Below are 14,643 nucleotides of genomic sequence, written 5' to 3'. Positions count from 1 at the left end.
GCTGAACTGCAGTTTCGCCCAGGGTGCATTATGTTCGCTGTGGGCGTTACGGGCGATATCTCGACGCATATTCGACGCACGTTACGCACGCTACGCACGTTCTACGAGCGGGCTCCGTACGGGCTCCATCCGCGGAGGAACGGCTTGAGGTCGTCGGGGTTGGGATTGGGTGGAGTGGGGGCACAATCAGGCCCTTGCCGCCACCGCGGCGGAAGCGGCGACGGTCACGGTCCCGTAGTCGCGAGGTCAAGCGCCGGTCATGGATTGGGAGGGCCGGGCGGCGGGGGCGTATCGTTGACGCGGTTTTGATGAGACACCTCGTTCGGTGAGGCGTCTTCACGGACACAGGCCACTGATCCCACCCGTCGAGAGACGCTCCGGATCAGGACAGGTCTCCCCGGCCCAAGGGGTGACCCCAAGTGGCTTCCCCGCAGGTGCGGGGACACGCCGTGGAGTGCCAAAGCTCTGACGAGTTGGGGTGCGTCGGGTCTCTTCCCGGCTGCCCTTGCCGCATGGCCGTGACGTCGTGAGCACGGCCGGGACCGGGAGGAGGCGAGTATGGACAGTAGTCCGGGCCATAGTCGGCCCCTCTCCGCGTTGTCCTCGCTGTCCCTCCGTGGCCTGAGGCAGCTCGTTCTCTTCCACTGACCTGACCCCGCCAGGCCCCCCGTCGTGGGCCTGCCCGGAGAGTCGGGCCCCCGTGTGCCCTGGCGCCGGGTCCGGTGCAGGGCGCGTGCGCTGTCGTGGCCGCCCGGTGCCCCGTCAAGCCGGGGCAAGGGGGTGTTCATCTTGTCCGTCAACACTCTGCTCATGTCCACCTCGGCCCGTCTGCGCGACCGCAGGGTCACCCTGGAGCGCCGCGCCACCACCTCCAAAGCCGTCCGTACGTCCCTGGTCTCGCTGGCCGGACTGGTCGGTGGGTCGGTCACCAATCAGTCCGGCGAGGAGGTCGGCCGTGTCGTCGACGTGGTCGCCCGGCTGTACGGCGAGGAGTCGTACCCGCCGGTCACCGGACTGATCCTGCGGATCGGGCGGCGACGTACCTTCCTCGCGTCGGACGCCATCGGCAAGGTGCACGCCGGGCAGGTACGGCTGCGCACCGCGCGGATCGACATGCGGGACTTCTCCCGGCGCCCGGGGGAGGTGCTGCTCGCCAGGGACGTCCTCGACCACCAGCTCGTCGACGTGGACGGCGTGCAGGTCACCCGGGCCGCCGACCTGTACCTGGCACCGCTCGTCGACAAGGTGGTCCTGGTCGGCGTCGACGTCTCCCTGCCCACGTTGCTGCGCCGGCTCGGCCCGCGCCGCTGGCAGGCCCGGCCGACCCCGGAGCGCGTGCTGGACTGGCAGGCGGTCGCACCGTTCGGCGAGCAGGCCACCGACGGACCGGCGGAGGTGCGGCTGCGCGCCTCCCGGACCGTACTGCAGCGGCTGCGTCCGTCCGATCTGGCGGACATTCTCGAAGACCTCGGTCGCAGTGAGCGGCAGCAGCTGCTGGGCTGGCTGGAGCCGGAGCAGGCTGCCGACGCGCTGGAGGAGATGGAACCGGCCGAGTTGGAGAATCTTCTGCGTGAGGCCGCACCCGACCACGCCGCCCGGCTGGTCGACGAGATGGAGCCGGACGAGGCCACCGATGCCCTGCGGGACCTCACCCGTGAGGAGCGTGAGGCTCTGCTGACACGGATGCCGAAGGGAGAGGCGGCGGAGCTGCGCCGTCTGCTGAGGCACCGGGAGGGCACGGCGGGCGGTGCCATGACCACCCTGCTGCTCACCGCTCGCCGGGACGAGACCGTCGCCGAGGTACGGGGCCGGCTGGCCGAACAGGCCGAGCACCGCACCGAGATCGACGCCGTCGCCGTCGTCGACGAGCAGGACCAACTGCTGTGCGATGTCGGTTTGTTCGACCTGGCGGTGGCCGAGGACACGTCCCTGGTGGCCGACCTGGTGGCGTGGCTGGCCCAGTTCGGCCCGCCCGTCACCATCCATGCGGACACCCCGCTGGCCGAGGCCGCCGACCAGTTGGTCGCCGCCCGCGCCTCTTCCCTTCTGGTGGTCGACGACACCGACCGGCCCCTCGGCCGGATCCTGGCCGACGACCTGCTCGACGCGATGCTGCCCGAGCGCGGGCGCCTGCACTTCCGGAGGTTCCTGCAGTGACCCACGACCTGGACACCGTCGCTCCGGCCCAGGCGGCGCCGGCTCGCCGTACCGGTTGGCGGCGCATCACCATGGTCGCGGCGATCGCGGGCCCCGGCCTGGTCGCCGCGAACGCGGGCAACGACGCCGCCGGCATCGCCACCTACGCCTCGGCCGGCTCCCAGTTCACCTACGGCACCCTGTTCTTCATGGTCCTGGTCACCATCGCCCTGGTGATGGTGCAGGAGATGGCCGTCCGCCTCGGCGCCCACACCGGTAAGGGACTCGGCGCCCTGATCCGTGAACAGTTCAGCCTCCGCCTGACCGCACTGGCCGTCTTCTGTCTGCTGCTGGCCAACACCGGCCTGGTGGTGAGCGAGTTCGCGGGTATAGGCGCGGCGTTCGAGCTGCTGGGCATCCCCAAGTGGGCGGTGATTCCGCCGGCGGCGATCCTCCTGTGGGCGTTGGTGTTGTTCGGCTCCTACCACTGGGCCGAGCGCATCTTCCTGATCATGTCGCTGGCGTTCTTCGCCTACCCCATCGCGATGATCCTCGGCCACCCCGACTGGGGCGCCGTCGGCCACCACCTCGTCGTCCCCCACATGGAGCCGAACAAGAGCTTCATCCTGCTGGCGGTCGCCCTGATCGGCACCACCGTCAGCCCGTACATGCAGTTCTACGCCGCCGCAGGCGTCGTCGACCGGGGCGCCAAGCCTGCCGACTACCCCCTCATCCGGGCCGACGCCATCCTCGGCGCGGTGTTCGCCTGCGTCATCAGCTTGACGATCATCATCGCCACGGCCTCCGCCATCGGCGGCACGGGCCCGCTGGATTCCGCCGCCCAGGCGGCCGAGGCCCTCAAGCCGGTCGCCGGCCAGAACGCCGAACTGCTTTTCGCGTTCGGTCTGATCGGAGCCTCCGCCCTGGCTGGTGCTGTTGTCCCGCTGTCGGCCAGCTACGCCATAGGGGAGGCGGCCGGCGTGGAGCGCTCGGTCTCCCGCAGCTTCCGCGACGCCCCACTGTTCCTGGGCCTGTTCACCGCCCAGATCATCCTCGGTGCCGCAGTGGCGATGACTCCGGTCGACGTCATCCAGCTCCTCATCGGCACCCAGGTCCTCCAGGGCCTGATCAGCCCCATCGTCCTGGTCTACCTGCTCGTCCTCACCAACCGCCGCTCCGTCCTCGGTGAAGCCGCCAACAGTCCGCGCTACCGCATCGCCGCCACCGCCGTGGTGGTCGGCGTCGCCGCCATGTCCACCATCTTGCTGGTCCAGACGGTGCTCGACTGGTTCGGCCTGGCGTGACGCCGCCCAAGGGTCCATCAGTGCCCACTGCGGCTGCCCTGGCGGTCTACAGGATGAGCGGCTCGGAGAGCAGCACCGGCCTCTGGTGCAGGCCCTCCATCACCAGGTGGGGAATGACTTCGAGTGCCGTGTCCGGGGCGTACTCCAGAGCCGCCGCGTCGGGGGACTTGTCGATGTCCCCCGCGTCGGTCCATTTGTAGACCAACACGTACCCGGCGGCCGGGTCCGCCCACCAGAGGCCGGTGGACGCGGCACCTGCTGGGTAACTGGGGGTTTTGGTCCGTGACTGGTCCGGAAGTGCTGGTCAGGAGCGGCATGCGGGTGGGAGGAACTGGGAGTTACGACGTAGACCGGGCCTCGCGCTGAGTAAGGCGAGTGACAGGCGCCTGACGAGAAAAGCCCCAGGTCAGGCGCCCTTTCTCGGCCTCTAGAAGAAGCCCAACTTCTTCGGCGAGTACGACACCAAGAGGTTCTTGGTCTGCTGGTAGTGCTCCAGCATCATCTTGTGTGTTTCGCGGCCGATCCCGGACTGCTTGTAGCCGCCGAACGCCGCGTGCGCCGGGTAGGCGTGATAGCAGTTGGTCCACACGCGGCCCGCCTGGATGGCGCGGCCCGCGCGGTAGGCCGTGTTGGCGTCCCGGGTCCACACGCCCGCGCCGAGGCCGTACAGCGTGTCGTTGGCGATCTTGATGGCGTCGTCGAAGTCGTCGAAGGAAGCCACCGAGACGACCGGGCCGAAGATCTCCTCCTGGAAGATCCGCATGCGGTTGTCGCCCTCGAAGATCGTCGGCTGGACGTAGTACCCGCCCTTCAGCTCGCCGTCGTACTGGATGCGCTCACCACCCGTGAGCACCTTCGCGCCCTCCTGACGGCCGATGTCCAGGTAGGAGAGGATCTTCTCCAGCTGGTCGTTGGAGGCCTGGGCGCCGATCATCGTGTCGGTGTCGAGCGGGTGTCCCGGCTTGATCTGCTGAGTACGGGCGACCGCCGCCGCCAGGAAGTCCGCGTAGTGGCCGCGCTGGATCAGTGCCCGGGACGGGCAGGTGCAGACCTCGCCCTGGTTGAGCGCGAACATGGTGAAGCCCTCGAGCGCCTTGTCCCGGAACTCGTCGTCGCGCGCCCACACGTCGTCGAAGAAGATGTTCGGCGACTTGCCGCCGAGTTCCAGGGTGACGGGCTTGATGTTCTCCGAGGCGTACTGCATGATCAGCCGCCCGGTGGTGGTCTCCCCGGTGAACGCCACCTTCGCCACCCGCGGACTCGACGCCAGCGGCTTGCCCGCCTCCACGCCGAAGCCGTTGACGATGTTCAGCACGCCCGGCGGCAGCAGGTCCGCGATCAGGCTGACCCAGTAGTGGATGGACGCCGGGGTCTGCTCGGCGGGCTTGAGGACGACCGCGTTGCCCGCGGCCAGCGCCGGCGCCAGCTTCCACGCCGCCATCAGGATCGGGAAGTTCCACGGGATGATCTGCGCGACGACCCCGAGCGGCTCGTGGAAGTGGTACGCCACCGTGTCGTCGTCGATCTCGGCGAGCGACCCCTCCTGGGCCCGGATCGCCCCCGCGAAGTAGCGGAAGTGGTCGATCGCCAGCGGGATGTCGGCCGCCAGCGTCTCCCGGACCGGCTTGCCGTTCTCCCAGCTCTCGGCCACCGCCAGCGGCTCCAGATGGGCCGCCATACGGTCGGCGATCTTCAGCAGGATGTCGCCGCGCTCCGCCGCCGGCGTACGGCCCCACGCGGGCGCGGCCCCGTGCGCCGCGTCCAGCGCCCGCTCGACGTCCTCCGCGGTGCCGCGCGCGATCTCGGTGAACGGCTGTCCGTTGACCGGCGACGGATTCTCGAAGTACTGCCCGCGCACCGGCGGGACATACGCACCGCCGATGAAGTGGTCGTAGCGCGCCTGGTAGGAGACGATCGCGCCTTCGGTGCCCGGCGCCGCGTAACGAGTCATGCCTGTCTGCCTCCCGGTGCAGCGCTGCCCGCCGTCGGGCAGCGGTCGCCGCGAGGCTAGGCGGGCGGACGTTGCAAGTACGTTGCGCCACCGGTCCTTCCCCGCCTCTGCCCCCGTCCCCGGCCGGCTGGTGCCGTCAGCTCGGCCTCCAGTGCGGCGAGCCGAGCCCGCACCGGCGCCGCGGGGCGCACCGCGGCGAGCGCCCGCCACACCGCGAGGTCGTCCTCGCCCCAGGGTGCGTGCGCCCAGTCCGCCAGCAGATCCGGATCACGTTGCGCGATCAGCGCCGTCCGCAGCCCGTCGGCGAGCCGGTCCCGCAGCCGTACGATCGCGGGCGCCTGTGAACCGGGCAGCAGCGGACCGTTGTACGCCTCCGCCGCCGCCGTGACCGCCCCGGCTCGCAGCCGCCGCTCCACCACCGTGACGTCCGACTCGACCGCGGCGGTGAGCCGGTACGGCCGCGAGGCGAGTAGTCCCGCCCCCAACGCCCTGCGCAGCCGGGCCAGTTCGGCGCGCAGGGTCACCGGCGTCACCGACTCGTCCGCGTACAGCGCGCACAGCAGCTCGTCCCCGGTCAGGCCCTCGGGATGCCGGGCGAGCAGCACGAGGATCTCGCTGTGCCGGCGGCTGAGCCGGACCCGGCGGCCGTCCAGGATCAGCTCGGCCTCGTCCCGGCCCAGTGCGCCGAGCAGCGGCGTGTCCGGAGCTGTCCGCGGCGGTGCGAGCAGCGCGAGCTGGGCCTCCGCCGCCCGCGCCACCGCCTGCACGAAACCGAGGCTGTGCGGATGCGCCAGCCCGTCTCCGCCGGTGATGTCCACGGCACCCAGCACCCGGCCGGTGCGCGGATCGTGCACCGGCGCCGCCGCGCAGGTCCACGGCTGGACCCGCCGGATGAAGTGTTCCGCGGCGAACACCTGCACCGGGCGGTCCACGGCGACCGCCGTCCCCGGCGCGTTGGTGCCGACCGCGCTCTCCGACCAGCGCGCCCCCGGCACGAAATTCATGCCGTCCGCCCGCCGCCGGGTCGCCCGGTGTCCCTCGACCCACAGCAGCCTGCCGTGCGCGTCGCACACCGCCAGCAGATGCTCGCCGTCGGCGGCGAACGTGCCCATCAGCTCCCGGAACAGCGGCATCACCCTGGCCAGCGGATGCTCCGCCCGGTACGCGCCGAGGTCGTCGTCGGTCAGCTCGACACTGGCCGTGCCGTCCGGCCCGACACCGGCCCGTGCACTGCGCCGCCACGACTCCGCCACCACCGACCGCACCGGGCGCGGCACCGTACCCACCCTGGTGAACGTCTCGTGCGCCCGGCGCAGCACACGGACCCGCTCGGCGGGGTCGGCCCCGGGCTCCAGGGCCACCCACGGATCGGTCAACTCGGCCTCCCGGACCGTGCAACGGTGCTGTCGGTGCTGCGACCATCGTCTTCCCGCTAGGCGAAGTTGACCAGTCTCAGGTACCGGACCCAGTTCCAGTACGGGCCCGGATCGGTGTGATCGGTGCCGGGCACCTCGTAGTGGCCGATGATGTGCTCCCTGTCCTTCGGGATGCCGTGCTTGGCGCAGATCGCCGCCGTGAGCTTGGCCGAGTGTTCGTAGAGGGCGTTGGTGAAGTAGGACGGGCGGTCCACCCATCCTTCGTGTTCGATGCCGATGCTGCGGGTGTTGTAGTCCCAGTTGCCCGCGTGCCAGGCGATGTCGGCCTCGTGCACGCACTGCGCCACGTGCCCGTCCGCCGACCGGACCAGATAGTGCGCGGACACGCTCTTCTCCGGGTTGGCGAAGACCGCCAGCGTGTTGGCGTACGTCTCCTGCGTGACGTGAATGACCACGCGGTCGATGGCGTAGCTGTCAGGGCGGTCGGACGCGGTGTAGTTGGCGGTGTTCGCCGGCCGCCACTCGGCCGGCGGGTAGTCGACGGGGGTGGACTGCGCATCGGCTCGGGGGTCGGTGAGCAGTGCGTACGGGACGGCGGCGAGCGCCGCACCCTTCAGCAGCCGTCGTCTGCTCAGCCGAGGCTGAGCCATGCTCGCCGCTTGTGCCGACTCTCTTGGCTGTGCCGGGCGGCCGGCCGGGTCCATGTCCATCGGCGGGTGCCTTTCGAGGTGTGGGGGCGTCAGAAGTCGTGGGGGTGACGGGAATCGATGACGTCAGGAGTCGTGGGTGACCGGAGCCGTGGGTCAGGGGAGTCGGGGGCCTCAAGGGTCGGTCGGCGTCAGCCGCGCAGTGCTCGCGCCGTCTCCCGCAGCCGGGCGTGCACGCCGCGGTATGTCTCGCGTGCCGGCAGCCACTCCTTGCGGAGCTTGGCCACGCACGTGTAGTTCGTGTCGCACACGTTGGCCAACGGTGATTCGACCGCCTGGGTTGCGAACTGGTACGCGTCCGGCGCACTGAACCCGTAGTCGCGCACCAGCCACTGCACCAGGTCGAGCTGAGATATCCGGAACGCGTCCTCCAGCGGGCGGGCCGAACCGGTCGAGATGATGTGGGTGTCCGACTCCAGCCGGGGCCACGGCGTGGCGACCTCCTTGAGGAGGTCCACGACCACCACGGTGTTCATCGCGCACTCCACGGCCACACCGCAGGTCTCGCCCTCGCCCTGCCGGGCGTGCCCGTCGCCGAGGCTGAGCAGGGCACCCTCGACGTTGACGCCCAGATAGCAGGTGACGCCGGCCCGCATCTCGGGCGTGTCCATGTTCCCGCCGTGCGCGTCCGGGACCAGGGCCGAGCGCACCTCCAGATTGGCGGGGGCCACGCCCACCGTGCCGTGCATGGGATCCATGGGCAGCTCCACCTCGATGTCGCTGTCCTGTGCTTGGAACAGGGCGGTACGGCGCGCGCGGTCCAGCTGCCAGATCCAGACGCGCTCCGGCAGCGGGGGCTGCAGCGTGGCCGTGGTGTGCGTGGAGGTGAGCGCGCCGAAGAGCGGGACCGTCGTCGACGCCGCCCAGTCACGGGCCGGTTCGATGGACACGAAGTGCACGGCCACGGTGTCGCCCGGCTCCGCGCCCTCGATGTGGAAGGGGCCGGTCTGCGGATTGAGGAACGGGAACTCGCAGACCTCGGAGACGAGGTCCTTCTCGGAGCGCACCCGCCCGGCGAAGCAGTCCTCCGTGTACAGGTCGAGCACCGTGCCGGGCGCGATCCGCGCCACGGGCGGCGCACCACCGAACGTCCAGGCGTATCCGTCCGGTTCCGGGCGCACGGTGAGGATCCGGGGGTCGGTCATCGTCGAGGTGGTCCCTTCTGGCGAGGCGGTCGTGGGACGGGGCACCGCAGCCGCGGATTCTCCGAGCCGGCGGACTTGCGGCGGGGTGGTTCAGCCGCAGAGTGCCGGCGGGTCGGCGGCCTGGTTCAGCGCCGGGGCATCGGTGGGTCGGCGGGGAGGCCGTAGGCGGGGCAGGGGGCACGTCAGCGCGGCACCGTTCCGTCCTGCGGGTGGCCGCTCGGGTCGTACGCGTCGAGGTGCACCCGCGCGGTCTCGGCTATGCGCTCGGGGTGACGCCGTATCAGCACGAGCAGGACGACCACGCCGCCCACCATCCAGACACCGACGACGGGGCCGGCGTAGGACACCGGGGCCGTCAGTTCGGTCACGAAGTCGAACACCGGAAGGCCGGCGGCCGTCAGCAGGGCCGGGACGAAGGCCACTGTGCCGAGCACCGGGAAGAGCAGATGTCGCAGCGGCTTGAAGGTGGCCCGGCCTGCCCGCAGGAAGTAGCCGGCGCAGGCGAGGTTCACCACGATGTAGACACCGACGACAACCGTGACGATCACCGTGGCGAGCAGCAGGAACGCGGTCACCGGGTCGTAGCCGAAGCCGAGCCCCAGCATCGCCCCGACCGCCACGAGGGTCTGCAGCGCGATACCGGCCACGGGGGAGCGGTGCCGGGGGTGGAGTGTGGCGAGCAGATGGGGAAGGACCCGGATGCGGGCCAGCGCGAAGGCCGTACGGGTCGAGACGGTGGCGCACGCGTTGGAGTTGGCGATCGTGGAGTTGATCACCGCCAGGAAGACCAGCACCCAGAAGAGGCCGAAGGAGACGCGGGCGACGCCGTCCCAGGAGGCCTCGCCGGAGGCGCCGAACTTCGCGAACCGGTCCGGGCCGAAGTAGACAGTCATCGCATAGGTCGTGATCACATAGAACAGGCCGATGCCCAGGGCCGCTCCGAGGACCGCGCGCCGCATCGTCCGCCGGGGGTCGCGTGTCTCCTCGGCGAGTGGCGCGGCCGCCTCGAACCCGGCGAACGCCAGCACTGTGTACACCGACCCGGCGAACACCCCGCTGATCCCGGCGTACCCGTCGGCGGTGTGCGAAGTGCCGAACACCGACAGGGTGTTGGAGCCGCCCGCCTTGCCGATGAGCAGCACCGCGAACACCAGGAAGACGAGGATCTCGAAGACGCCGAGGACGGTGCCGAAGCGGGCTGAGGCACGGACACCCAGGTATCCGGCGATGGCGATCACAACGGCGCCCACCAGGGACCACGGCCACCACAGATCCGCCGGATACGAGGACCACTCCTCGTGCAGCGTGCCCGCCGCCGTGAAGCCCAGCTGCAGGAGCAGCAGCGGTGGGACCAGCATCTCCACGAAGACGTAACCCCAGCCGACGAGAAAGCCGACGGCCGGATGCAGGCCGCGGGCCGCGTACGTGGCCACCGAGCCCGCCGCGGGCAGCTCCCGTGCCAGCTCGGCCACGCAGGACGCGGTGAACAGACAGGCCACCAGGGCGATCAGTACCGCCAGCGGCAGGCTGCCGCCCGCGAAGGCGGCACCGGCCGGAATCGACGCGGCGACCGCGGCGGCCGGCGCCATCGCGGTGACGCTCTGGAACAGCACCTCGCGTAATCCGACGGCGTCGCGCCGCAGCGCCCCGGTTGTCTCCTTGTGCATGCGTGTCCCCCGATGCCTGTCAGCCCGCTGCCACCCGATGCGTGTGAAATACCGTCAGTACCGCCAGCCGTCCTGCGTCAGCCGACCTTGACGATCCGTCGGCTGTGCTTCGCGAGAATCACGGTACGGCGCAGGCGGGTTGCGCAGAAGAGCCCGCACCGGTTCCGTGGAGAAGCCCCCACCTGTGGAAAATCCCGCCACCCGATCGGGTGAACAGGGACCGTCATCGGCCCGTCACAGCGGCAGACCCTCCCGCCTGCAGTCACCACCCGCGGTGGACGTCAGGATCGATCCGCCACCATCGCCGGATCGTCCAGTACGCCTCGGACGACCGAGTGCGCCGCGCCGAGCAGGGGGCCTTCCGGGCCCAGTCGGGACACCGCCACCGGGCAGGGCGGGCCCGCAGTGCGGCCCGTCAGTTCCGTTTCGAGGGACGGCAGCAGCCAGGGGGAGAGGCCGGCCAGGGCGCCGCCGAGGACCACCGTTTCGGGGTCGAGGAGATTCACCGCCCCGGTCAGGGCGATACCGAGTGCCGTGCCGGCGTCCCGCAGGGCCGCCCGTACGCTCCCGTCGCCCTGTTCGGCCCGCTCCGCGAGCAGGCCCACCAGGTCTTCGCGCGGCTCCAGCCCGGCCGCGCGCAGCACCGCCTCCTCGCCCGCGTACTGTTCGAGGCAGCCCCGGCCGCCGCAGGCACAGGGCGGACCGTCCGGCCGCACGGGCATGTGGCCCAGCTCGCCCGCGAAGCCACGGGTGCCGCGCAGCAGCCCGCCGTCCACGACGACCGCCGCGCCGATGCCGATCTCGGCCGAGACATGCAGGAAGTCACGCGGGGTGGCGTCACCGAGCCACAACTCCGCGAGCGCACCGAAGTTGGCCTCGTTGTCCACGGTCAGCGGCCAGTCGCCGGGCAGGAGGGCGCCGAGGTCGGTGTCCCGCCAGTCCAGGTTCGGGGCGCGGACGACGGTACGGCCGTCCCGCGCCACGAGACCGGGCACGGCGACCGCGAGCCCGGCGGGCCACAGCGCCTCCCGCTCCGCCTCTTCGACGACCCGGCGTATCAGCTCGGTCAGCCCCCCGACCACCGGTCCGGGAGCCCGGCCCCGGTTCGCCACGTACCGCACGGCCCGCGCACGGACCGCGCCGCGCAGGTCGACCGCGCACACCGCGAGATGGTCGACGCCGATCTCGGCCCCGATCCCGGACGGACCGCGGCCGCTCACCGCGAGCGCCGACCCGGGCCGGCCCACCCGGCCCGGCCGCTCCGGGCCCAGTTCCTCCAGCAGCCCCCACCGGATCAGCTCGTCCACCAGCGTCGACACCGCTGCCCGCGTCAGCCCGATGCGCGAGGCGACCGCGGCCCGTGACAGCGAGCCCGCGGCGCTGACGGCGTGCAGCACACGGGCCAGGTTGCGCCGGCGCATGCCCTGCTGGGTGTCCGGCAGGGCGCGGCCGGCGCCCGGCGGACGGGCCTCGTGCAGCGGTGCGGTCATGCCTGAAGTCAGTCCTCGGTGTCTGCCGCCCGGTGTCATCCGCGCGGCGCGGTGTCCGTCCCCCGCTCCAGCAGCGGGGCCGCGTCGGAGAGTACCCCGGTGATCCGCTCCAGGGTCTCCTGGTCCCGCTCCACGGCGTCCAGCACCGGGCCCGCGGCCGTGTGCCAGCGGCGGGCGACCGCGGCCGGGTCCTCGCCGGTCAGCAGGCCGGCGGCCTGGGCCGCGGCCCCGAGGGCGACCAGTTCCCTGGCCTCCGGGACCTGCACCGGCCGCCCCGACAGCCGCCGTACCGTCTGCTGCCAGGCCGTCCCGCGCGCCCCGCCGCCGATCAGCATCAGTGGGGTGCTGCGGTCCGCGTCCTCGTCCAGGACCAGGTCGAGCGCGCCGAGCAGCGCGTGTACGGCGCCGTCGTACGCGGCCTGCAGCAGTTGCCCGGCGGTCGTGTCGTGGCGCAGGCCGTGCAGCAGGCCCGAGGCGTGCGGCAGGTTCGGCGTGCGCTCGCCGTCCAGGTACGGCAGCAGGGTCACCGAGCCGTCGGGCTCCACCGCCTCCCGGTCCAGGCCCATGAGCGCCGCGACGCGGTCCACGGCGAGCGTGCAGTTCAGGGTGCAGGCCAGGGGCAGCCAGTCGCCGTGCGCATCGGCGAACCCCGCCACCGTGCCGGTCGGATCGGCCGGGCGGTGCCGGGAGACGGCGTACACCGTGCCGGAGGTGCCGAGGCTGAGCACCGGGGTGCCGGGCCGCAGGCCGAGTCCCAGGGCCGCCGCCGCGTTGTCGCCGGTGCCGGGGGCGACCAGGGTGCCCTTGGAGAACGGCAGGTCGTGGCTGTCGCGCACGGTGCCGGCCACCTCGCCCGGCCGCACCACCCGCGGCAGCAGCGCCGGGTCGAGACCGACGTGCGCGAGCGTCTCCGCGTCGTACGCCTCCGTCCCGGAGGCCCACCAGCCGGTGCCGGAGGCGTCGCCGCGGTCGGTCGTGCCCTGCCCGGTCAGGCGCTCGGTGAGGTAGTCGTGGGGGAGCCGTACCGCCTTGGTCGCGCGGACCGACTCCGGCTCGTGCTCGGCGAGCCACGCCCATTTCGAGACCGTGAACGACGCGCCGGGCACGCTGCCGGTGCGCTCCGCCCAGGCCTTCGGCCCGCCCAGCTCCTCCACCAGCCGGCGGGCCTGCGGCGCCGAGCGGACGTCGTTCCACAACAGCGCCGGACGCACCGGATCGCCCCGCTCGTCCAGGGTGACCAGGCCGTGCTGCTGGCCGCCGATGGACACCGCCGCGGCCTCGTGCGCCGCGTCACCGCACTGGCGCAACGCCTCGCACAGCGCGTCCCACCACTGACGCGGATCGCTCTCGCGGCCAGCGCCGGTGGACACGGTGTGCGGCGCCTGGCCGCAGGCCACCACCTGGCCGGTGGCCGCGTCGACGACCAGCGCCTTCGTGGACTGGGTGGATGTGTCCACGCCGACGACGAGCGGACCCTCGGCTGCTGACATCGGGCTCTCCCTCTTTCCGCGACGCTCCGCGACATTGCGCGACCTGCCGCGACACTCTGCGACGTTCTGCGACTCCGCGGGACAAAGACATCTTGCTCTCTTCCCAGCGGTGCGCCCGCATACTAATTTGTAAACGGCCATGACGAAATGGCCGTGGCGAAATAGTCATACGCAGCAAGGAGCCGTGGCATGAGCTACCAGCCCACCCCCGAGGACAGGTTCACCTTCGGCCTGTGGACCGTCGGCTGGCAGGGAAGGGACCCGTTCGGCGACGCCACCCGCCGCGCCCTCGACCCGGTCGAGACGGTGCGGCGCCTGGCCGAGCTGGGCGCCTACGGGGTGACCTTCCACGACGACGACCTGATCCCCTTCGGATCCTCGGACGCCGAGCGCGAGTCGCACATCAAGCGGTTCCGTCAGGCCCTGGACGCGACCGGCATGACCGTCCCCATGGCCACCACGAACCTCTTCACGCACCCCGTCTTCAAGGACGGCGCGTTCACCGCCAACGACCGCGACGTACGCCGATACGCGCTGCGCAAGACGATCCGCAACATCGACCTGGCGGTCGAACTGGGCGCGAGGACGTACGTCGCCTGGGGCGGCCGTGAAGGAGCCGAGTCCGGCGCCGCCAAGGACGTACGCGCCGCCCTCGACCGCATGAAGGAGGCCTTCGACCTGCTCGGCGAGTACGTCACCTCCCAGGGCTACGACCTCCGCTTCGCCATCGAGCCCAAGCCGAACGAGCCGCGCGGCGACATCCTGCTGCCCACCGTCGGCCACGCGCTGGCCTTCATCGAGCGCCTGGAACGCCCCGAGCTGTACGGGGTCAATCCGGAGGTGGGCCACGAGCAGATGGCCGGCCTGAACTTCCCGCACGGCATCGCGCAGGCCCTCTGGGCGGGCAAGCTCTTCCACATCGACCTCAACGGCCAGTCCGGCATCAAGTACGACCAGGACCTGCGGTTCGGCGCCGGGGACCTGCGGGCGGCGTTCTGGCTGGTCGACCTTCTGGAGAGCGCCGGCTACGAAGGGCCGCGCCACTTCGACTTCAAGCCGCCGCGGACCGAGGATCTCGACGGCGTCTGGGCTTCGGCGGCCGGCTGCATGCGCAACTACCTCATCCTCAAGGAGCGTTCGGCGGCCTTCCGTGCCGACCCGGAGGTGCAGGAGGCGCTGCGCGCCTCGCGGCTGGACCAGCTGGCGCAGCCGACCGCGGCCGACGGCCTGCAGGCCCTGCTCGACGACCACGCCTCCTTCGAGGACTTCGACGCCGACGCGGCGGCCGCGCGCGGCATGGCGTTCGAGCGTCTCGACCAGCTCGCGATGGACCACCTGCTGGGGGCGCGGGGCTGAACGCGCGGAGAGCCGGGGTGC

Annotated in this window: 11 protein-coding genes and 1 riboswitch; of the genes, 3 read left to right on the top strand and 8 right to left on the bottom strand. The window is 71.6% G+C overall.

The window, feature by feature from the left end; all coding sequences use genetic code 11:
* Positions 1-310 precede the first annotated feature (310 nt).
* A riboswitch (M-box (ykoK) riboswitch) is annotated at positions 311-485 on the top strand.
* A 304-nt stretch (positions 486-789) separates the two neighbouring features.
* Positions 790-2,157, top strand: coding sequence for a CBS domain-containing protein (locus AB0L75_RS10965; protein WP_365178504.1), 1,368 nt, complete (start codon positions 790-792; stop codon positions 2,155-2,157).
* The gene (locus AB0L75_RS10960; protein WP_365178501.1) at positions 2,154-3,440 is read left to right on the top strand and encodes a divalent metal cation transporter; all 1,287 of its coding nucleotides are present in this window, start codon (positions 2,154-2,156) and stop codon (positions 3,438-3,440) included. Before AB0L75_RS10965 ends, AB0L75_RS10960 begins: the two co-directional genes overlap by 4 nt.
* 46 nt (positions 3,441-3,486) lie before the next feature.
* Here AB0L75_RS10960 and AB0L75_RS10955 read toward each other — a convergent pair whose 3' ends face one another.
* The 8 genes from AB0L75_RS10955 to xylB all read right to left on the bottom strand — a co-directional run bounded on the left by AB0L75_RS10955 (position 3,487) and on the right by xylB (position 13,266).
* Positions 3,487-3,648, bottom strand: coding sequence for a hypothetical protein (locus tag AB0L75_RS10955; RefSeq protein ID WP_365178498.1), 162 nt, complete (start codon positions 3,646-3,648; stop codon positions 3,487-3,489).
* Positions 3,649-3,867: 219 nt separating this feature from the next.
* On the bottom strand, positions 3,868-5,391 hold the full coding sequence (adh, locus tag AB0L75_RS10950) for an aldehyde dehydrogenase (protein WP_365178495.1): 1,524 nt from the start codon (positions 5,389-5,391) through the stop codon (positions 3,868-3,870).
* 56 nt (positions 5,392-5,447) lie between these two features.
* Entirely contained in the window at positions 5,448-6,767 is a 1,320-nt protein-coding gene (locus tag AB0L75_RS10945) for a GAF domain-containing protein (RefSeq protein ID WP_365178493.1), read from the bottom strand.
* 56 nt (positions 6,768-6,823) lie between these two features.
* A complete protein-coding gene (locus AB0L75_RS10940; RefSeq protein ID WP_365178490.1) occupies positions 6,824-7,417 on the bottom strand; it encodes an N-acetylmuramoyl-L-alanine amidase in 594 nt (197 codons plus the stop codon).
* A gap of 188 nt (positions 7,418-7,605) precedes the next feature.
* Entirely contained in the window at positions 7,606-8,619 is a 1,014-nt protein-coding gene (locus AB0L75_RS10935; RefSeq protein WP_365178487.1) for an acetamidase/formamidase family protein, read from the bottom strand.
* A gap of 182 nt (positions 8,620-8,801) precedes the next feature.
* A complete protein-coding gene (locus tag AB0L75_RS10930) occupies positions 8,802-10,286 on the bottom strand; it encodes an APC family permease (RefSeq protein WP_365178484.1) in 1,485 nt (494 codons plus the stop codon).
* Between the two features lie 281 nt (positions 10,287-10,567).
* The gene (locus AB0L75_RS10925) at positions 10,568-11,776 is read right to left on the bottom strand and encodes an ROK family transcriptional regulator (protein WP_365178482.1); all 1,209 of its coding nucleotides are present in this window, start codon (positions 11,774-11,776) and stop codon (positions 10,568-10,570) included.
* A 35-nt stretch (positions 11,777-11,811) separates the two neighbouring features.
* Positions 11,812-13,266, bottom strand: a complete 1,455-nt coding sequence (gene xylB, locus AB0L75_RS10920; protein ID WP_365178479.1) for a xylulokinase — start codon at positions 13,264-13,266, stop codon at positions 11,812-11,814.
* Positions 13,267-13,455: 189 nt separating this feature from the next.
* Here xylB and xylA point away from each other — a divergent pair, with 189 nt between their 5' ends.
* Positions 13,456-14,622, top strand: coding sequence for a xylose isomerase (xylA, locus tag AB0L75_RS10915; RefSeq protein WP_365178477.1), 1,167 nt, complete (start codon positions 13,456-13,458; stop codon positions 14,620-14,622).
* Positions 14,623-14,643 lie beyond the last annotated feature (21 nt).

The sequence above is a fragment of the Streptomyces sp. NPDC052101 genome, assembly GCF_040680235.1.
Classification (GTDB): Bacteria; Actinomycetota; Actinomycetes; order Streptomycetales; family Streptomycetaceae; genus Streptomyces.
Note: the sequence above shows the minus strand (reverse complement) of the source record. Positions and strands in the feature narration are given on the sequence as shown.